16 protein-coding genes and 3 pseudogenes are annotated in these 18,495 nt (G+C 61.2%); 10 read left to right on the top strand and 9 right to left on the bottom strand.

Going from position 1 to position 18,495, the window contains the following annotated elements; genetic code table 11:
* Both ACQKP4_RS09275 and ACQKP4_RS09280 read left to right on the top strand, forming a co-directional pair.
* A pseudogene (locus tag ACQKP4_RS09275) lies at positions 1–78 on the top strand (hypothetical protein); the annotation flags it as partial.
* 17 nt (positions 79–95) lie between these two features.
* Entirely contained in the window at positions 96–758 is a 663-nt protein-coding gene (locus ACQKP4_RS09280; protein ID WP_427632541.1) for an ABC transporter ATP-binding protein, read from the top strand.
* Positions 759–954: 196 nt separating this feature from the next.
* Here the strand turns inward: ACQKP4_RS09280 and ACQKP4_RS09285 are convergent, their stop codons facing one another.
* Positions 955–1,863, bottom strand: a complete 909-nt coding sequence (locus ACQKP4_RS09285; RefSeq protein ID WP_427632429.1) for a LysR family transcriptional regulator — start codon at positions 1,861–1,863, stop codon at positions 955–957.
* Between the two features lie 105 nt (positions 1,864–1,968).
* Between ACQKP4_RS09285 and ACQKP4_RS09290 the strand changes: the two genes are divergently transcribed.
* Positions 1,969–2,565, top strand: a complete 597-nt coding sequence (locus ACQKP4_RS09290) for a short chain dehydrogenase (protein ID WP_427632431.1) — start codon at positions 1,969–1,971, stop codon at positions 2,563–2,565.
* 21 nt (positions 2,566–2,586) lie between these two features.
* Here the strand turns inward: ACQKP4_RS09290 and ACQKP4_RS09295 are convergent, their stop codons facing one another.
* The gene (locus ACQKP4_RS09295; protein ID WP_427632433.1) at positions 2,587–3,687 is read right to left on the bottom strand and encodes an acyltransferase family protein; all 1,101 of its coding nucleotides are present in this window, start codon (positions 3,685–3,687) and stop codon (positions 2,587–2,589) included.
* A gap of 134 nt (positions 3,688–3,821) precedes the next feature.
* On the opposite strand from ACQKP4_RS09295, the gene ACQKP4_RS09300 reads away from it, so the two are divergent.
* Positions 3,822–4,487 carry a COG3650 family protein gene (locus ACQKP4_RS09300; protein WP_427632435.1) on the top strand — a complete coding sequence of 222 codons (666 nt, stop codon included), beginning with the start codon at positions 3,822–3,824 and terminating at the stop codon, positions 4,485–4,487.
* Positions 4,488–4,582: 95 nt separating this feature from the next.
* Positions 4,583–6,196, top strand: coding sequence for an NAD(P)/FAD-dependent oxidoreductase (locus ACQKP4_RS09305; protein ID WP_427632437.1), 1,614 nt, complete (start codon positions 4,583–4,585; stop codon positions 6,194–6,196).
* Between the two features lie 131 nt (positions 6,197–6,327).
* Here ACQKP4_RS09305 and ACQKP4_RS09310 read toward each other — a convergent pair whose 3' ends face one another.
* Complete coding sequence (locus tag ACQKP4_RS09310; RefSeq protein ID WP_427632543.1) at positions 6,328–7,425, bottom strand: PLP-dependent cysteine synthase family protein; 1,098 nt, start codon at positions 7,423–7,425, stop codon at positions 6,328–6,330.
* A 246-nt stretch (positions 7,426–7,671) separates the two neighbouring features.
* Between ACQKP4_RS09310 and nhaA the strand changes: the two genes are divergently transcribed.
* The 4 genes and pseudogenes from nhaA (at position 7,672) to ACQKP4_RS09330 (ending at position 9,475) form a co-directional block, all read left to right on the top strand.
* On the top strand, positions 7,672–8,859 hold the full coding sequence (gene nhaA, locus ACQKP4_RS09315) for a Na+/H+ antiporter NhaA (protein WP_427632439.1): 1,188 nt from the start codon (positions 7,672–7,674) through the stop codon (positions 8,857–8,859).
* 120 nt (positions 8,860–8,979) lie between these two features.
* Positions 8,980–9,111 (top strand): annotated as a pseudogene (locus ACQKP4_RS09320) (toxin); the annotation flags it as partial.
* Between the two features lie 38 nt (positions 9,112–9,149).
* Positions 9,150–9,209 (top strand): annotated as a pseudogene (locus ACQKP4_RS09325) (hypothetical protein); the annotation flags it as partial.
* Entirely contained in the window at positions 9,206–9,475 is a 270-nt protein-coding gene (locus ACQKP4_RS09330; RefSeq protein ID WP_427632441.1) for a pyocin S6 family toxin immunity protein, read from the top strand. The pseudogene ACQKP4_RS09325 and the gene ACQKP4_RS09330, both read left to right, overlap by 4 nt.
* Before the next feature lie 68 nt (positions 9,476–9,543).
* On the opposite strand, the gene ACQKP4_RS09335 is transcribed toward ACQKP4_RS09330, so the two are convergent.
* Positions 9,544–10,008 (bottom strand): glycine zipper 2TM domain-containing protein, encoded by a 465-nt coding sequence (locus ACQKP4_RS09335; protein WP_008086349.1) that lies wholly within the window; start codon positions 10,006–10,008, stop codon positions 9,544–9,546.
* 165 nt (positions 10,009–10,173) lie between these two features.
* Here ACQKP4_RS09335 and ACQKP4_RS09340 point away from each other — a divergent pair, with 165 nt between their 5' ends.
* Positions 10,174–10,419 carry a hypothetical protein gene (locus ACQKP4_RS09340; RefSeq protein WP_427632444.1) on the top strand — a complete coding sequence of 82 codons (246 nt, stop codon included), beginning with the start codon at positions 10,174–10,176 and terminating at the stop codon, positions 10,417–10,419.
* On the opposite strand, the gene pdxH is transcribed toward ACQKP4_RS09340, so the two are convergent.
* The 5 genes from pdxH to dinG all read right to left on the bottom strand — a co-directional run bounded on the left by pdxH (position 10,416) and on the right by dinG (position 18,408).
* Entirely contained in the window at positions 10,416–11,063 is a 648-nt protein-coding gene (gene pdxH / locus ACQKP4_RS09345) for a pyridoxamine 5'-phosphate oxidase (protein WP_427632445.1), read from the bottom strand. The genes ACQKP4_RS09340 and pdxH overlap by 4 nt on opposite strands.
* A 24-nt stretch (positions 11,064–11,087) precedes the next feature.
* Entirely contained in the window at positions 11,088–12,200 is a 1,113-nt protein-coding gene (locus ACQKP4_RS09350) for an OmpA family protein (protein ID WP_427632447.1), read from the bottom strand.
* Positions 12,201–12,313: 113 nt separating this feature from the next.
* Entirely contained in the window at positions 12,314–13,459 is a 1,146-nt protein-coding gene (locus ACQKP4_RS09355) for a serine hydrolase domain-containing protein (protein WP_427632545.1), read from the bottom strand.
* Positions 13,460–13,654: 195 nt separating this feature from the next.
* Positions 13,655–16,168 (bottom strand): beta-agarase, encoded by a 2,514-nt coding sequence (locus tag ACQKP4_RS09360; RefSeq protein ID WP_427632449.1) that lies wholly within the window; start codon positions 16,166–16,168, stop codon positions 13,655–13,657.
* A 95-nt stretch (positions 16,169–16,263) separates the two neighbouring features.
* On the bottom strand, positions 16,264–18,408 hold the full coding sequence (gene dinG / locus ACQKP4_RS09365) for an ATP-dependent DNA helicase DinG (RefSeq protein WP_427632451.1): 2,145 nt from the start codon (positions 18,406–18,408) through the stop codon (positions 16,264–16,266).
* Positions 18,409–18,495: the final 87 nt, after the last annotated feature.

Here is an 18,495-nt window from a genome sequence, read left to right on the forward strand (position 1 = left end):
TGGCAGATCGCCTTCGGCCCTTACGTGGCTGACTATTCGCGTTACCTGCCGAGCAAGACTTCTTCGGTGAAAACGTTTCCACCTTCTACGGCAAGATCCAGGCGCTGCACAGCGTCAACGTCGAAGTCCGCCAGGGCGAGATCGTGACCCTGATCGGCGCCAACGGTGCCGGCAAGTCGACCCTGCTGATGACCCTCTGCGGTTCGCCGCAAGCCCACAGCGGCAGCATCCGCTACATGGGTGAAGAGCTCGTCGGCCAGGACTCGTCGCAGATCATGCGTAAAAGCATCGCCGTCGTGCCGGAAGGTCGTCGGGTGTTTGCGCGCCTGACCGTGGAAGAGAACCTCGCCATGGGCGGATTCTTCACCGACAAGGGCGATTATCAGGAACAGATGGACAAGGTTCTCGGACTTTTCCCACGCCTGAAAGAACGCTTTGCCCAACGCGGCGGCACCATGTCCGGCGGCGAACAGCAAATGCTCGCCATCGGCCGTGCGCTGATGAGCAAACCCAAACTGCTGCTGCTCGATGAGCCGTCGCTGGGCCTGGCGCCGATCATCATCCAGCAGATCTTCGACATCATCGAACAGCTGCGCAAGGATGGCGTGACGGTGTTCCTGGTCGAACAGAACGCCAACCAGGCGCTGAAAATCGCTGACCGTGCGTACGTTCTGGAAAACGGCCGGGTGGTGATGCAAGGCACTGGCGAAGCGCTGCTGACTGATCCGAAAGTGCGCGAAGCGTATCTGGGTGGATGAGGTTTTGCGGTAAAACAAAAAACGGCCTTCGGGCCGTTTTTTTGTGCCTGCCACACCCCCCAAAACAATGGAGATCCCCTGTGGGAGCGGGCTTGCTCGCGAAAGCGGTGGGCCAGTCAGCATTGATGTGTCTGATAATCCGCTTTCGTCGGATCGCCGCCCGGAGCAAGCCCGCTCCCAGGGTCGGCGTGCAGACTCAAAGTCGATCCAGCGCCTCGCCGCTGCGCTTGAACCAGCCCATCAGATAATCCGCCAGCACTTGCGTGCGTTTCGGCAAACCGCCCTGATACGGATGCACCAGGTACATGGGCATGCGCCGCGTCTGATAGTCGCGCAGCAACCAGCGCAATCGCCCGTCAGCCAATTCCGCTTGCAGCAGGTACGACGGCAATCGCGCAATGCCGGCGCCGGCCAGTGCGGCTTTTTTCAGCAAGCTGTAATGGTTGCTGGCGAACGGCCCCGACACACGAACCCGCAATAATTCGTGTTGCTGGTGATACAGCCATTCTTCGCGGCCGCTGTAATGGCTGTTGAGCAGGCAGTGGTGTTCGGCCAGGGACTGGGGCGTCGTCGGTTCGCCGTATTGCTCAAGATAGGCCGGGCTGGCACAGGTCATTTCGTGCCAGGCCAAGAGCGGTCGGGCCACCAGGCGTTCGTCGTTGCCTACCTCGGAGCGCACCGCCAGGTCAAAACCATCGCGGGATAAATCGTGATAACTGTTGTTGAGGTCCAACTCAATCTGCACTTGCGGGTACTTGCTGGAAAACTCCAACAACAAACCATCAAAGAAGGTTTCTCCCAGCGACACCGGCACCGTCATCCGCACCGGCCCGGCCATGTCGTCTTTCAAGCGCGCCAATGCCTGACGCGCCCTCTCGACTTGGACCACCAGCGCCTGCGCCTGGGGCAACAGCGCCGCGCCGGCTGCCGTCAGACTCAAACGGCGTGTGGTGCGTTGCAGCAGCACCACCGAAAACCGCGCTTCCAGCAAGCTGATGCGCTTGGACAGTTGCCCCTTGCTGCAACCCAATTGCTGAGCGGCCAGGGTAAAACTCCCGGCCTCGATCAGCACTGCAAACGCCGCCAGATCGTCCATCTCACTCATGGATTGTTTCCATTTGAAAACCAAAGGTTGCCTATTAGCACGCTTATCAATCGAAAAATCCACTCTAGACTGAGGCCTCGTTCAACCACTTCGAGGAACAGCACGATGAAAATTCTTTTGATAGGCGCAGGCGGCACCATCGGTTCGGCCGTCGACAAAGAGTTGTCGCAACGTCATGAGGTCATCCGCATTGGCCGTAACAGCGGTGACTTCAATGTGGATATCAGCGACAGCGCCTCGATCCGCAAGCTGTTTGAACAAACCGGCAAGTTCGATGCGCTGGTCTGCGCCGCCGGCAACGTGACCTTCGCCCCGCTGGGCGAAATGACCTCGGACAGCTTTGCCCTGGGCCTGAAAGACAAGCTGATGGGCCAGGTCAATTTGCTGCTGATCGGCCGTGAGTTCGCCAACGATGGCGCCTCGTTCACCTTCACCACTGGCGTGCTCAGCCACGACCCGATTCGCAGCGGTGCCTCGGCGGCACTGGTCAACGGCGCGATTGACAGCTTCGTGCGCGCTGCCGCCATCGAACTGCCACGCGGCCTGCGGGTGAACTCGATCAGCCCGACCGTGCTGCTCGAAGCCATGGGCAGCTACGCGCCATACTTCCGTGGCTACAAGCCGGTTCCCGCAGCGGATGTGGCACTGGCCTACGCCAAAAGCGTCGAAGGCCTGCAAACAGGTCAGACCTTTCACGTCTGAACGACCTCGCTGACCCGCGCGTTACTGGCGAGCGATTGCACCGCTCGCCAGGCGTTCATGCCCCAACCGCCGCAGCCACTGTTGCATCGGCCGCTCGAACACGCGATGGCAGATCAGGCTGGCACCGATCAACACCGCAAAGAACAGCAGCAGTGTCCACGGCTGATAAAACACGCCGCGCCCCTGGAAAAATTTGTCAGCCAGCAGCGCCGCAATGATTTGCAGCGGAAAGTGCAGCAAATAGGCGGCGTAGCTGATGTCGCCCAGCCACGCCAAGCGTCGGGCCACCGGTTCGAGTAGTTGATGACAGGCGGCAATGGCCATGATCGTCAGCGGAAACAGCAACGCAAACTTGATCAACGGCTGATCAGCGCCGAATAGCCACCAGCCCGCCACGCACAACATCGTCAAGCCACTGCCCACCCAGCGTGCGGGTGCCCGTTGCAGCCACCACGTCACCGCGAGATAACCCACGCCTCCACAGAAAAAACTGAACACGCCAAGGGTAAGTTTGTACTGCGCAGGAAAGAGGCAAGCGGCCACGGCGATCAACACCATGCTGATCAATAGCGGAAACGGCGAATAACGCCACAGCAGGAAAAACGCCGCGTAGAGCAGCACTTCTATTGAGATCGACCAGGCCGGCCCGTTGAATGACCAGCCTTGCTCGAAGCCCCACGCCGGAGCCAGAAATACGTTTAGCGCAGCGTGATAGAGGTCATTGAACGGATAGACAAAGGCATGACCCGTATACCGTGTGTAGGCCATCTGCAAAAAGGCAACGGCCGCGAAGGTTGCCAGGTGCAGCGGATAAATCCGGCTGAATCGCTCAATGAAAAACTGTTTCCCGGTCAATTGCCGCCGCGCCACCGCCTGCCCGAACAGCCAGAAAAAGATGAACCCCGAAAGGCTGAAGAACAACGCGACCGCATCGCCACCGTGTCGATAAAACAATGAGAACACGTTGTACAACGGTTGCTGTTCGGTGAGCAGTGGCCCCGGCAGTGCCCCTTGAAAGAAGAAGTGCTGCCAGTGCCAGAACACCACCGCCAACGCCGCGATACCGCGCAAAGCGTCCAGTGCATAAAGCCGTTTGGGGAAAACCGACGAAGGTGGGTGCATGCCGAAGTGGGCCCGATCCTGGACAAGGTCGCCACTATGCTGGGACGCACCGCGCAACTCAATGCCTGACACACAAGCCTTGTGATCGCAGGCTCGCCTGAGTAACGTGGCGGCACTTGTCTGGAGAACCAAAGATGCGTGTCGCCCGTTCCTTAGTCGTTGTTGCCCTGCTCCCGCTGTTTGCCGCCTGTCAGTTGCTCGATGGCCCGCGCGAAAGCGCCTCCCACGTGGGGCAGACCCGCATGCAGGGCCAGTTGACCGCGGCGGACGGCAAGCTGTTGTTTCAGCCGTGCAATGAACAGCGCAGTTATGTGGTCAACGACACCGGCGGCACCAGCGTTCTGCAGGAAGCGGCGAGCCTCGCCGATGGACAAGCCAAACTGTTTGCCGATGTGCGCGGTCGCATCGTCGGCAATGGCGCCGACAGCCGCCTCGACCTGGAGCAGCTGTACCGCATCGAACGTTCGGGCACCGCGTGCGACGATCCCAATTTCAAACTGCTGATCCTGCGTGCTGCCGGGCACTCGCCGGAATGGAACGTCAAGGTTAGCGGCAAAGGCATGGTGGTCGACCGTGCGGGCCAGCCACCGCTGGCGGTGCCGTATGTTGAAGAACAATTGGGCGATGGCCGTTTCAATCTCAGCACCGAAGCCAACAACCAGCGCATCGAACTGTGGGTCGCGCCGCAACGTTGCGTCGACAGCACCACCGGCGCCATCGAGTCCATGAGCGCTGAACTGCGCGTTGACGGGCAGGTGCAGCGCGGCTGCGGGTATTTCGGCGGCTCGCGTAACGACTGATCGTTTTAGCCTCACGGGGATCATCCTTTGAGGCTTATAATCGCGGGCTTCAAACGCCTTGGCGCAGTTGTGCGCCCCGCGAACCGGATCCTGTCATGTTACGAATCACCGAACTCAAGCTGCCGATCGACCATCCTGAAGAAGACCTGCGTCCTGCCATCGTGCAGCGCCTGGGCATCGCCAGTGATGACCTGCTCGATTTCACCTTGTTCAAGCGCAGCTACGATGCGCGCAAAAAATCCTCCGAACTGTGCTTCATCTACACCATCGACCTCACCGCCAAGGATGAGGCGGCGTTGCTGCACACGTTCGCCGATGACCGTAACGTCAACGTCGCGCCGGATGTCAGCTACAAAGTGGTCGGCCAGGCGCCGGCCGATCTCGCGCAACGCCCGGTGGTCGTCGGTTTCGGCCCGTGCGGGATTTTCGCCGGGCTGCTGCTGGCACAAATGGGCTTCAAGCCAATCATTCTGGAGCGCGGCACTGAAGTCCGTCAGCGCACCAAGGACACCTGGGGCCTGTGGCGCAAAAGCGTGCTCAACCCCGAGTCCAACGTGCAGTTTGGCGAAGGCGGCGCGGGCACCTTCTCCGACGGCAAGCTCTACAGCCAGATCAAGGACCCGAAATTCATCGGCCGCAAAGTCCTGCATGAGTTCGTCAAGGCTGGCGCGCCGGAAGAAATCCTCTACGTCAGCAAACCGCACATCGGTACATTCCGCCTGACCGGCGTGGTCGAAAACATGCGTGAGCAGATTCGTGCGCTCGGCGGTGAAGTGCGCTTCCAGCAACGCGTCACCGATGTGTTGATCGAGGACGGTCAACTGGTCGGCGTCGAGCTCGATGGCGGCGAACAGATTCATTCGAAACACGTGATTCTGGCCCTCGGCCACAGCGCCCGCGATACCTTCCGCATGCTCCACGGCCGTGGCGTGTTCATGGAGGCCAAGCCGTTCTCGGTGGGTTTCCGCATCGAACACCCGCAATCGCTGATCGACCGCGCACGCCTGGGCAAGTACGCCGGCCACCCGAAACTGGGCGCCGCCGACTACAAACTGGTGCACCACGCCAAGAACGGCCGTTCGGTCTACAGCTTCTGCATGTGCCCGGGCGGCACCGTGGTCGCGGCGACGTCCGAGCCGGGGCGCGTGGTCACCAACGGCATGAGCCAATACTCGCGTAACGAGCGCAACGCCAACTCCGGCATCGTCGTCGGCATCACCCCGGAAGTCGATTACCCGGGCGGTCCGCTGGCGGGCATCGAGTTGCAGGAACGCCTGGAATCCCACGCGTTTGTGCTGGGCGGCAGCAACTACGAAGCGCCGGCGCAACTGGTCGGCGATTTCATCGCGGGCAAGCCATCCACCGCATTGGGCAGTGTCGAGCCGTCCTACAAACCGGGCGTTGCCTTGGGCGATCTGGCGTTGGCCTTGCCGGCGTTTGCCATCGAAGCCATCCGCGAAGCCTTGCCGGCGTTCGAGAAACAGATTCGTGGTTACTCGCTGCACGACGCGGTGTTGACCGGCATCGAGACGCGCACGTCGTCGCCGCTGCGAATCACCCGGAACGAGTCGATGCAGAGCCTGAACGTGAAGGGCTTGTTCCCGGCGGGCGAAGGCGCGGGTTACGCGGGCGGGATTCTGTCGGCGGGCGTGGACGGGATTCGCATCGCCGAAGCGGTTGCCCGAGACATCCTGGGGCTCGAAGCCTGATCCGGAGCAGAACCTTGTGGGAGCGGGCTTGCTCCGGGCGGCGATCCGACGAAAGCGGTGGATCAGTCAACACTTTCGTTGAATGTCAGACCGTATTCGCGAGCAAGCCCGCTCCCACAGTTTAGGGTGCGTCAGATGTTGGCGCGCAGCACGCTCGCTGGCAGCGGTTCACCGCGTTCGACGGTTGCCGCCACCGCATTCATCAACTCACTCAATTCATACCCCTGGGCCTTGAGCCAGTCCTGATCGTAATAGCTGGTTTCATAACGCTCGCCGCCATCACACAGAATCGCCACGATAGACCCCGTCTCCCCCGCCGCCGCCATCTGCCCGGCCGCCATCAACGCACCGATCAGGTTGGTCCCGCTCGACCCGCCAACACGACGTCCCAGGTGCTGCGCCAGGTAATGCATGGCCGCCAGCGACAGTGCGTCCGGCACTTTGACCATCGCATCAATCACCTTGGGCAGGAACGACGCCTCAACCCGAGGCCGGCCAATGCCTTCGATTCGCGAACCGTGGTCCAGGCGCAGGCTGGCATCGCCCGTCTTGTAGAAATCGAAGAACACCGAACGCTCGGCATCGGCGCACAAGACACGCGTGCCGTGCTGGCGATAACGCACGTAGCGACCCAGCGTGGCGGTGGTGCCGCCGGTGCCGGGGCTGGAAATCAGCCAGCTCGGCTCCGGGTGCTTCTCGAAACGCATCTGATGGAAAATCGATTCGGCGATGTTGTTGTTCGCCCGCCAGTCAGTGGCGCGCTCGGCATAGGTGAACTGGTCGATGAAATGCCCGTCGTGCTCGCGCGCCAGACGCTCGGATTCGGCGTAGATCTGCGTCGGATCGTCGACCAGATGACTCTTGCCGCCGTAAAAGGCGATCTGCGCGATCTTCTCCTTGGAGGTGGTCGCCGGCATCACCGCAATAAACGGCAAGCCCAGCAACCGGGCGAAGTACGCCTCGGAAATGGCGGTCGAACCACTCGACGCTTCAATCACCGGCGCGCCGGGTTTCAGCCAGCCGTTACACAACGCGTAAAGGAACAGCGAGCGCGCCAGTCGATGTTTCAGGCTGCCGGTGGGATGACTCGACTCATCCTTGAAATACAACTCGATGCCCGCAAAACCCGGCAGCGGCAAAGGGATCAGGTGGGTGTCGGCGCTACGCTGGAAGTCGGCTTCGATGATCCGGATGGCTTCGCGGGCCCACTGTCGGTTGTCGCTCATGATGGTTTTCTCGTTGAATCGGGCAAGAGTCGGCCGGGTCGCCAGGCTCAGTTCGCAAGCTTAGGAAAAAACCCGCGTCACGCACAGATACAGCTGAGCTCCAATACGTCCGGCAACTGCTAGGCTCAGCACCGTGCCTGGTCTCTGCGTCGCAACGGCATATAACAAAAAAGAATATAACTTTTGTTTTAACAACTAACGGTACGGGTTAGGGTGTGCCACCTTTTTGATTACTGATGGAGAGCGACCTTGCCTCTGCGTAGCACTTTCACGCGTTTCTTTCAGTTGGAAGCTGCCAGCGGTCTGCTGTTGATCGCCGCGGCCGCTCTGGCGCTGATCATCAACAACTCCCCGCTGTCGTGGCTGTACGCCAGTTTTCTGGAAACTCCGGTGGTGGCCCAGGTCGGTGCCTTGCAAATCGCCAAACCGGCGCTGCTGTGGATCAACGACGGGCTGATGGCCCTGTTCTTCCTGTTGATCGGCCTGGAAGTGAAACGCGAAGTCCTCGACGGCCAGCTGTCCAAGCCGTCGCAGATCGTCCTGCCCGGCGCGGCAGCCATTGGCGGCATGGTGGTGCCGGCGCTGGTGTACTGGTTTCTCAACCGCGAAGACCCGACAGCCCTCGGTGGCTGGGCCATTCCGATGGCCACCGACATCGCGTTCGCCCTCGGTGTACTGGCCCTGCTCGGCAAGCGTGTGCCGGTGTCGCTGAAACTGTTCCTGATGACCCTCGCGATCATCGACGACCTCGGCGCCATCATCGTCATTGCGATCTTCTACTCCGGCACCCTGTCGACCCTTTCGCTGGCACTGGCCGCGGCGTGCATCGTGGCATTGATCGCGATGAACCGGCTCGGCGTGGTCAAGCTCGGGCCGTACATGATCATCGGCCTGATTCTTTGGGTCTGCGTACTCAAAAGCGGCGTCCACGCCACGCTGGCCGGTGTCACGTTGGCGTTCTGCATACCACTGCGCACGAAAAACGCCGAACCGTCGCCGCTGCTGACCCTCGAACATGCGCTGCACCCGTGGGTGGCCTACGGCATTCTGCCGCTGTTCGCCTTCGCCAATGCCGGCTTGTCCCTGACCGGCGTAACCCCCGAAAGCTTCACCCACCACGTGCCGATGGGCATCGCGGTCGGCCTGTTGCTCGGCAAGACCCTCGGTGTATTCGGCCTGACCTGGCTCGCGGTCAAGACCGGGATCGCCGCCCTGCCGCAAAACGCCAATTGGGGCCAGGTGCTGGGGGTGGCCATTCTCTGCGGAATCGGCTTCACCATGAGCCTGTTTGTCGGTTCGCTGGCTTTCGAGCCGGGTGTCAGTGAATACGCCGGGATGGACCGGATGGGCATTTTGACCGGTTCGATATTGGCGGCATTGATCGGGTATGTGGTCACGGCAGCGGCCAGTCGCAACAGCACCGCGCTGCGGTCCTGAGCGAAAGCGAATCCTCTGAGCGATATCAAGGATTCGTCCTACAGCCACGATTAACCCCGTTCGTTAACGTCGCACAGCTCCTTTTCAGGGGTTGTGCACGGACGAACGAAAGGAAGATCAGTGGCTGGCAACAAGGATATCCCCAGGGTTAAAAACCCGCCGTCCGGCGACGGACATCACGTCACCCATCGCTTCATGACGGCCACAGAACTGGCCGATCGCGACGCCCGCCAAAACGCCTACGACGCAATGAGCGATATGACAAGTTAGGGAACCACTTAGGAGAGTTCAATCACATCACAGGCGAACAAACCAAACCTGCAAAACCATGCAGAACGACCCCTAGATGACTCAAGGGGAAAATATGCGCTACCTATCCATCACCGGTTTTCTTCCAGACGATAAACAAGATGACTCATTGCAATTTGAGCTCACGATCAAGGACAACGACTTAAACCAAGCCCTCGCCTATCTGACAGAATCGAAATCTTTAGAAAAGATAGAGCCTGGAGAGCTTGAGCTGACAGATAGCCAGGTCAAACAGATTTCAGAACTACTCAAGGCCAACTTCCCTGAAGGCCTGGAGTACTTCATAGGTCCCCGGGCTCTGTCCTGAAAAACCCCGACAAAACAAAAAACCCCGACCAGTCACCTGATCGGGGTTTTCTTTTACCGGTTATCCGCTTAGTGCGAAACGCGGCTCGTGCCACCAACAGTGGAAATCCGCACCCGCTCGCCAACGCGGAATACTTCGTTTTCCTGAACCTGCTGCACATAGGCGCGCATGCTGCCGTCGTCTTCGCGGACGGTGATTTCCACGCCTTGTGTACGGGTCAGGCCTTCTTCAGTGGCCGAGCCGATCAGGCCGCCAGCGACCGCGCCGATCACAGCAGCAACGATGCTGCCTTTGCCGCCGCCGATGGCGCTGCCGCCAACACCGCCGACCGCTGCACCGGCGATGCCGCCGATTGGGGTCTTGGTGCCTTCGATTTTCACTGGGCGCAGGGATTCGATGGTGCCCATGCGAATCGTCTGCACACGACGCGCTTCGTCACGGGAGTAGGAGTCACCGGTCAGGCTCGATTGGCAGCCAGTGAGCAACATCGCCATCGTGGAAAAGGAAGCAACCAGCAGAACAGACTTACGCATAGCATCAACTCCAAAGGACAGGTGTTCATTAAACTCCGCGGCTTGACGCCTGTCACGGCATCGCCCGGATAAAATTGGTTTCATTCAGGCCCGGTACAGGGGCCTCGGAACTCACACACAGTAGCGGCAAAATCAGAAATACGCGCCATTGACCCAAGGATTTTCATGGATTACTTCATCATTGTCGTCACGACCGTCGCCGGTTTGTACTTCCACGGGTGGTTGTACGTGCGGATCAAACGCTGGATGGATCGCGATCTGGCGTTGGCCCTGGCGGGCCAGAACGAGCAGAAAAAAGCCTTCATGCTTGAGCAATTGGCGAACGCTCACGCGCAGAAGATCAAGCGTCGGGACCTGCCGCAATGGCTTGAAAGCGCTGCCGCAGGCTTTCCCGATCGGAAGACGCCCTAGGGTGCCAGACGCTCAAGAATCCACTCGGCGTCCTGCAAACGGTAGTTGAGGCGATCGTGCAGACGGCTCGGACGGCCCTGCCAGAACTCGATACGCTCGGGTAACAAGCGGTAGCCACCCCAATGCTCCGGGCAATGCGGCTGAGTATCGCTGAAACGTTGCTCGGTAGTTTTGAGCAACGCTTCCAGCTCGGCGCGATCGGCGATCACCCGGCTTTGCGGCGAGGCCCAGGCACCCAGGCGACTGCCCAGCGGACGAACCTGGAAGTAAGCGTCGGATTCTTCAGGCGAGACCTTCACCACCCGCCCCTCGATACGCACCTGGCGCTCCAAGGTGGGCCAGAAAAAGCTCATGGCCGCGAACGGGTTCGCCGCCAGATGCTGCCCTTTGGCACTGTCGTAGTTGGTGAAGAAGGTGAAGCCCTGCGCGTCCAGGCCTTTGAGCAACAGAATGCGGCAATGCGGTCGACCGTCCTGATCGACCGTGGCCACGGTCATCGCGTTCGCTTCCACCGGTGCCTGCTCGGTTTTCACCGCGTCGGCGAACCACTGATGGAACAGCGCGAACGGCTCGGCCGGCGCTTGCGCCTCGGTCAGGCCATCTCGGGTGTAGTCGCGGCGCATATCAGCCAGGGCCTGGGTCATGACGCATTCCTTTTGGTTAACGAATTACTGCTTGGCCGCATCGGCTGCGGCGACTTTCTTGTCAGCGGCAGCGGCTTTGGCGGGTGCGGTTTTCTTCGCCGGCGTCGCCGCTTTGACCGGGGCTTTCTTCGCTGGAGCCTTGGCAGCGGCTTTTTTCGCCGGGGCCTTTTGCGCGGCAGGCGCTGCGGCTTTTTTCGCGGCGGGCGCAGGGGCAACAGGTGCCGCCGCTGGCTTGACGTCCTGAGCCGCGACCATCCGCACGGGCGCCGGCGCCGGCATGTTGTACTTGCTGAGCAGCGCGACCATGGTGTTTTGCGGGGTCACCAGCAGCTCCACGCGACGGTTCAGTGCGCGACCTTCAACGCTGTCGTTGGCCGCACGCGGGGCATCGCCGCCCATGCCGCGCAGCATCAGGCGATCACGTTGCAAGCCGCTGAGGCGGAAAATCGCGGCGACGGCCTGCGCACGTTCCTGGCTCAGCTTCACGTTGGCCGGTGCCACACCCGAGGTGTCACTGTGACCGAGCACCAGCACTGCGGTTTTCGGATCGACTTCGAGGATTTTCGCGACACGCGTGAACGGGCCGAGGGTGACTGGCAGCAACATGGCCGGACGGTCCGGGTTGAACGAGCCTTCTACCGGCGCAATCACCACCAACACGTTTTCGCGACGTTCAAGTTGCAGGTTGCTGTCCTTGATCGCTTCGCGCAGGCGCGGTTCGTAATCGTCGAGCCAGGCCTGGGTCACTTGCGGGTCCGGCATCGGCACGGCTTTGGCGGCCGGTTGATCTTTACCACCGAACGGCCACCACCACTTGGCACCGGTATCGGCGTCCGCCTTGGCCACTTCGACAGGCTTGGCTTCAGGTTTTACTTCAGGCTTTTTGTCGAGCACTTCGTCAGAGCCAAACGGCCAGTACCACGGATTCGAGCTTTCAGCCTTGGCCACCGGGGCAGTTGCCGCAGGTTTCAGCGGCGCCGGGGCTGGGGCTGGAGCCGGGGCGGGTTCTTTCGCAGCCACTTTGTCGGAAGAGCCGAACGGCCACCAACTGCCGCCATCGGCATCATTTTTTGGGGTCTGTGCACAACCGGTAATGGCGAAGCACAGGGCCAGAGCGAGCGTTGGTTTGGATGACATTGGATATCCACAAAAATGAAGTAATAAAAATCAGACCGCACTGGCCCGCATAAACAGACACTTTGAAACTGAAAAGGCCGTCGGGTTCCGGTTCCGGGCCCCTTGAGCGGGGTTTACAGACAAGTGGCCAGTACTCGCGCAAGTTTTTGCGCGCGCGGATCCATCAAGACGTACGGCCCCAGGGTATTTGTCACAAAACCGAAGGCGACATCGTGTTCCGGATCAGCAAAACCGATGGAGCCGCCAGCGCCCGGATGGCCGAACGCACGTGGGCCGAGGCCGTAAGTGGCGTTAGCGACGTCCGGTTGATCGAGCATGCAACCCAGGCCGAAGCGGGTCCGGGTCAATAAAGTCTTGTCTTCGCCCAGGCTGTGTTCGCGGGTCAGCTCATCGAGCATTTCGCTTTCCAGCAGGCTGCCGTCGAGCAGGCCAGCGTAAAACCCGGCGAGGCTGCGGGCATTGCCGTGGCCGTTGGCGGCCGGTTGCTGCATACGGCGCCATTCCGGTTTGTTGGTGCTGGTCAGGACGGATGGCGGGTTGGTGAAAGCGCGCGTGGTCATCGCCGTCGGTTCGCGCATCGTCACTTGCAACAAACGTTGAGCCGCCGCATCCCCGACATTGCCCTTGCCGCGAGCGATATGTGCCACACGGTAGAACTCTTCGTCTGCCAGCCCCACATGGAAGTCCAGCCCCAATGGCTTGGCGATCCGCGCCACGATGGACTCGCCCGGCCCGCGACCGTCGGCACGGCGCAGCAGTTCGCCAACCAGCCAGCCGTAAGTGATCGCCGCGTAGCCGTGGCCCTCACCCGGCGTCCACCACGGCGCTTCGGCCGCGAGGGCATCGACCATGGTTTGCCAGTTGTAAAGCGCTTCCGGTGCCAGCAGTTCACGCAGCGCCGGCAGGCCGGCCTGGTGGCAGAGCAACTGACGCAGGGTGATGGATTCTTTACCGGCGGCGGCAAATTCGGGCCAGTAGCGGGCAACCGGAGCGTCCAGTTGCAACTTGCCTTCGGCCACCAATTGCAGCGCGGTGACGGCGGTGAAAGTCTTGGTGCAAGAGAACAGGTTGGCGATGGTATCGCTGTGCCAGGCTTCGGTTCCGTCCTTGTCGGCGGTCCCGGCCCAGAGGTCGACGACGGTCTCACCGCCGACCTGGATGCACAGCGCCGCGCCACGTTCTTGGGGATCGTCGAACAGTGCGGCGAAGGCTTCGCGCACGGCTTCGAACTTAAGCTCGTAATGACCCTGAATCTGCACCCGCAACTCCCTGGATAAACGCTCTACAAAGTGGCCCGCATTGTTCCAGCCCTTGAGGGTTTTGGGAACAGGGTTGGGCCGGGCGGTCGAGCTGCTCATGGATTTAATGTCATTGGCTTGTGGCGTGGCCGAGGAAATGCCAGGAGCGCTTCGCACTCCAACGGGGGCAAGCCCCCTCACCACAGGTCTCAGAAATTAATGGCCATTGCCCGAATGCCCACCCGCATGGCCGGTGCCCTGCCCCGGGCCTTTGCCGGCTTCAGCTTTTCGGCCACCTTCTGCTGCGTCATGGCTGGCTTTATCCGCCACGGCTTTAGCCTTCTCGGCCTCTTTGCCCAATTGGTCGACGGTCGCCAGGTTGCTTTTGCGCACGCTGTCGACAAACCCCTGGAACGGCAGATCGGTAATCCCCACCAGGCCAAAGTGACCGTTTTCACCATCCAGCAAACGTCCGGTCACCGGTTGATCGAGGTACTGGAACCAGTGCACACCGACAATCGACGGCTCGCTGATCGCCTGCTTCAGGAAGTTGGCGTAAGCCGGGCCACGGTCTTCTTCCTTCGCCAGTTGTGTCACGCCGCCCCAGAACGGGCCGCGATCCGTCGAGCCGAAGTTGAATTCGGTGATCAGCACCGGCTTGTCCAGCGCGCGCAGTTTGGCGAAGTCGTAACCGTCCTGCGGTTGCAGGGTGTACAGGTTGAAGCTCAACACATCGCAATACCGGGCACAGGACTCAACCGCTTCCGGGGTGCTGATGGCAAAACGACCGCCCAGCAGCAATTGGTTCGGCGCGTGCCATTTCAGCGAATCGGAGATGGTTTTGAAGTAGGTGTCGGCGAACACCTTCTGGAAGTATTTGAAGTCGGCTTCGATTTCCGGGTGGTCGGCGCTTGGCAGCGGCGGCACGAACCCCGGGTCTTCCATCAATTCCCAGGCCGGCAGGTCAATACCCCAGGCTTTCGACAGGCCTGCCTGATTGCGGTATTTGTCGCGCAGTTGCTTGAGGAACGCGCGCTTGGCCGGCACGTCAGTGGTCATTTTCAGAGTGCCGTAGGCCAGCGCGTAGCGGGCTTTCGGGTCATCACCCGGACCGGCCCAGGCCAGTTCGTTGTCGGCGAAGTAACCGATCAGCCAGGGGTCGTCGCGGTGATCGCGGGCGGCGATGGCCACGGCACGCTCGGTGGCCATGGCGAAGCGCGGGTCGAACGGGTCGGGCATGCCGCCCCACCAGTCGGTGCCGGTGCTGATGCTGGCGTAATCGCCGACGATCGACAGTGGCATGGTATAGGGCACGCGGCCCGCGTTGCCCAGCGCCGGGTCGCTCCAGTTACCGACGGTGTTGAAACCCCAGGCTTGCAGGCGATCCAGGGTGTGGCCGGCCCAGCGTTGTTCATCCACCACGGCTGTGCAGGGTTGGGCAGGCTTGTGCTCGGCGGCGTTGGCGACGGTGGCTTCGGCGGCGCCCGCCTTGGCGGCTTCGGCAACCCCGGCTTCGGCGGTGGCAGGAACGACGGGCTGCTCGGTAGCCTTCTCGACCGCCGCTTGTGCCGCGTCGGCCTTGGCCGCTTCGGCGACACCGGCCTTGGTTTCGCTGCCCGGCGCACAAGGTTCGCCATACAAGCGCTGCAAGTTGGCGCCATAGAAATCGTACCAGCGACCGGCGTTGTAGCCGCGCCCCTGATCGGCGCCGTTGCCGCCACGGTTGTCACCGTCGCCAAAGTGACTGGCCAGCGGTTCGTCGGGTTTTGGCAAGGATTCGAACATCGACTCGCGGCCCGCCACGTAGGTCTGGCTGACGTCCGGCGCGACAGTGTTAACCCCTAACGAATAGAACGGATGCCCTTGCGGCGTCACCAGATACCAGCGACCGTCACGCTTTTCGGTGCGGAAGAAGCCACTTGCCTTGAACGCTGGACCTTTGCTCCAGCCACCGTACGGGTCCAGCGACGATTTATCGCGCTCGGCCAGCCAGGTTTTCAGTTGCTGCTGTTCTTTGGCGGCAGAAGATTTGAGCTGTTCATCACTGCTGACTTTCTCCGGCCATTTCGCGCGGGTCGATTGGCCGTAAGCGTCTACCAGGCCGCCATAAACCGCGCTGGTCACGGTCTCGCCGTCCTGCACACCAAAGCGCTCAAGCAGAATGCTTTGCGCGACTTTCGGCTGGTCCATGGACAAGGTCACCGACACCACTTGGCTGCGATCCAGTTCACCGGCGCTGCTGGCCAGCAAAATCCGCTGGCCGTCGACCGTCATTGGCATCGGTGGCCCGGCTTTCATGCCCTGGCTCAACGGCGAACTCGCCACCAGCGGCACCAACAGGGTTTGCGCCGGGCCAGCGGGCAAGTCGACCCGGCTAATCAGGGTCTTGCCGTCATTGCTCTGGATTTTCACGTACAGGGTCAGCGCCCAGCTCATCGCGCTCTGCACGCGCAAACTCATGACACCCGACTGCGACCAGTCCCAGGCACCGGTTTGCGGGGTCAGGCGCAGCGTCGGTTGCGCCACCGGGTTGAAGGTCACCCGGCGCAGCACTTCGCCTTCAGCTGTTTGCTCTGCATTGGATTGCGGCAGGCTGGCATCCTGAGTCGCCACCCGGACCACATCGGCGGGGCGGACAAAATTGAACAGCGTCTGTTGGCTGGCAGGGGCCGCCAGCAATGGGGCCGTGAACATCAGGGCAAAAACAGCAGGTAACGAACGGCGAATCATAGGAACGAAGTTCTCCCTAACGACCAACAATGGCCAGTGGAAAAGCGATGGCAGAGAGATAGACAACGCGGTGGGCTTATTTGCCCACCGCTGTATCAGGAAATTTCGCGACGGAAGGGTGGCAACGCGTTGAGGATGGCTTTGCCGTAACGCTGGGTCACCAGGCGTCGATCCAGCAGGGTGATGGTGCCCCGATCTTCTTCGGTGCGCAGCAGGCGACCGCAGGCCTGGACCAGTTTCAGCGAGGCGTCGGGCACGGAGATTTCCATGAACGGATTGCCGCCACGGGCTTCGATCCACTCGGCCAGCGCTGCTTCCACCGGATCGTCCGGCACCGAGAACGGGATCTTGGCGATCACCACGTGTTCGCAGTAGGCGCCCGGCAAATCCACGCCTTCGGCGAAACTCGCCAGGCCGAACAAGACGCTGGAATCACCACCATCGACCCGCGCCTTGTGCTTGTTCAGGGTTTCCTGTTTCGACAGGTTGCCCTGAATGAACACTTGCTTGCGCCAGTCGCGGTCCAGACCGTCGAACACGTCCTGCATCTGTTTGCGCGAGGAGAACAGCACCAGCGTGCCGCGCGAGCCTTCGACCAGCGCCGGCAAATCACGAATGATCGCGGCGGTGTGGGCCGGCGCATCGCGCGGGTCGGCTTTCAGGTCCGGCACCCGCAGCACGCCGGCGTCGGCGTGATGGAAGGGGCTCGGGACCACGGCCGTCACGGCTTTTTTGGGTAAGCCTGCGCGCATGCGGAAGCGGTCGAAGGTGCCGAGTGCGGTCAGCGTCGCCGAAGTCACCAGCGCGCCATAGGCCACGTTCCACAGGTTGCGCCGAAGCATTTCGGCCGCGAGGATCGGGCTGGCGTTGACCTCGATATCAAACAGCGAACCGCTTTCAGCCAACGTCAGCCAACGCGCCATGGGCGGGTTGTCTTCCGGGTCTTCGACGGTGAACGCGGTCCACAGCTCCCAGTTGCCCGAAGAGCGGGACAACAGGCTGCCGAACAGCGGATACCATTCTTCGGCCTGGTTGCTGGCGATGCCGATGTTGACCTCGCCGTCCATGCCTTCCTTGAGCAATTCAGTGAGCCGGGTGAACACATCGGTCAGGCGGGCAAAGCCCTTTTTCAGCTCGATACCCATTTCACGCATGTGGTCGGGAATCACCCCACCGACGAAACGGTGGCGCGGTCGCTCGCGGCCTTCGACATCTTCACCGGGTTTGAAATCGGCAACCTGCTCACACGCGGTGAACATGAATTGCTGCTGGGTCTTGATCTCACGCGCCAGTTCGGGAACCTGTTCGATCAGCTTGCCCAAGTCGCCTGGCAACGGGTGTTGGGCGAGCAATTTGGTGAGGTTCTTGGCGGTGGTTTCCAGCCAGTCGGCGGTGGAGCGCAGGCGCGTGTAGTGCGCGAAGTGGCCGATGGCTTTGTCTGGCAGGTGATGACCTTCGTCGAACACGTAGATGGTGTCGCGCGGGTCCGGCAACACCGCGCCGCCGCCCAGTGCCAGGTCGGCCAGCACCATGTCGTGGTTGGTGACGATGACGTCGACCTTGCCCATGCCTTCGCGGGCCTTGTAGAAGGCGCACTGGCCGAAGTTCGGGCAATGACGATTGGTGCATTGGCTGTGGTCGGTGGTCAGGCGCGCCCAGTCGGCGTCTTCCAGGGCGGTGGACCAACTGTCGCGGTCGCCGTCCCATTTATTGCCGGCGAGCTTTTCGATCATGCTGGTGAACAGCTTCTGGCTGGCCTCATCCACCTCGATCTTGAAGCCTTCTTCTTCGAACAGCTGCGCGGTGGCGGTTTGCGCGTGGCCTTCCTGGAGCAACATGTCGAGCTTGGACAAACACATGTAGCGCCCACGGCCCTTGGCCAAGGCGAAGGTAAAATTCAGCCCGCTGTTGCGCATCAGGTCGGGCAAATCCTTGTAGACGATCTGCTCTTGCAGGGCCACGGTGGCGGTGGCGATGACAAGCCGCTTGCCAGCAGCCTTCGCGGTCGGGATCGCCGCCATGCTGTAGGCCACGGTTTTACCGGTGCCGGTGCCGGCTTCCACCGCGACAATCGCGGGGTCGCCACTGCGCCGGCCTTCGTCGTCGGTGTCGATGTCACCGAGGACTTTGGCAATTTCGGCGATCATCAGGCGCTGGCCGTAGCGCGGCTTGAGGCTCTTGGCTTCAAGAAAACGCGTGTAGGCGCCCTGGATCGTGGTTTTGAGTTCGGTGCTGATCATGGATTGTCGGGCGCAAAAAACGCTGGATAAATTTTCAGTGGTTTCGGATGGCGGCTATCATACCCCGCTAATTAATCCCGCGCAGAA

It is taken from the genome of Pseudomonas sp. NPDC086278, assembly GCF_050280905.1.
Classification (GTDB): domain Bacteria; phylum Pseudomonadota; class Gammaproteobacteria; order Pseudomonadales; family Pseudomonadaceae; genus Aquipseudomonas.

What these genes read in the sequence shown, in the direction of transcription:
- ACQKP4_RS09290 (WP_427632431.1), top strand. Translation starts at nt 1,969, where the DNA reads ATGAAAATTCTTTTGATAGGCGCAGGCGGCACCATCGGTTCGGCCGTC.
- ACQKP4_RS09295 (WP_427632433.1), bottom strand. Translation starts at nt 3,687, where the DNA reads ATGCACCCACCTTCGTCGGTTTTCCCCAAACGGCTTTATGCACTGGAC.
- ACQKP4_RS09285 (WP_427632429.1), bottom strand. Translation starts at nt 1,863, where the DNA reads ATGAGTGAGATGGACGATCTGGCGGCGTTTGCAGTGCTGATCGAGGCC.
- pdxH (WP_427632445.1), bottom strand. Translation starts at nt 11,063, where the DNA reads ATGACCCAGGCCCTGGCTGATATGCGCCGCGACTACACCCGAGATGGC.
- ACQKP4_RS09305 (WP_427632437.1), top strand. Translation starts at nt 4,583, where the DNA reads ATGTTACGAATCACCGAACTCAAGCTGCCGATCGACCATCCTGAAGAA.
- ACQKP4_RS09340 (WP_427632444.1), top strand. Translation starts at nt 10,174, where the DNA reads ATGGATTACTTCATCATTGTCGTCACGACCGTCGCCGGTTTGTACTTC.
- ACQKP4_RS09300 (WP_427632435.1), top strand. Translation starts at nt 3,822, where the DNA reads ATGCGTGTCGCCCGTTCCTTAGTCGTTGTTGCCCTGCTCCCGCTGTTT.
- ACQKP4_RS09330 (WP_427632441.1), top strand. Translation starts at nt 9,206, where the DNA reads ATGACTCAAGGGGAAAATATGCGCTACCTATCCATCACCGGTTTTCTT.
- ACQKP4_RS09335 (WP_008086349.1), bottom strand. Translation starts at nt 10,008, where the DNA reads ATGCGTAAGTCTGTTCTGCTGGTTGCTTCCTTTTCCACGATGGCGATG.
- ACQKP4_RS09350 (WP_427632447.1), bottom strand. Translation starts at nt 12,200, where the DNA reads ATGTCATCCAAACCAACGCTCGCTCTGGCCCTGTGCTTCGCCATTACC.
- dinG (WP_427632451.1), bottom strand. Translation starts at nt 18,408, where the DNA reads ATGATCAGCACCGAACTCAAAACCACGATCCAGGGCGCCTACACGCGT.
- ACQKP4_RS09360 (WP_427632449.1), bottom strand. Translation starts at nt 16,168, where the DNA reads ATGATTCGCCGTTCGTTACCTGCTGTTTTTGCCCTGATGTTCACGGCC.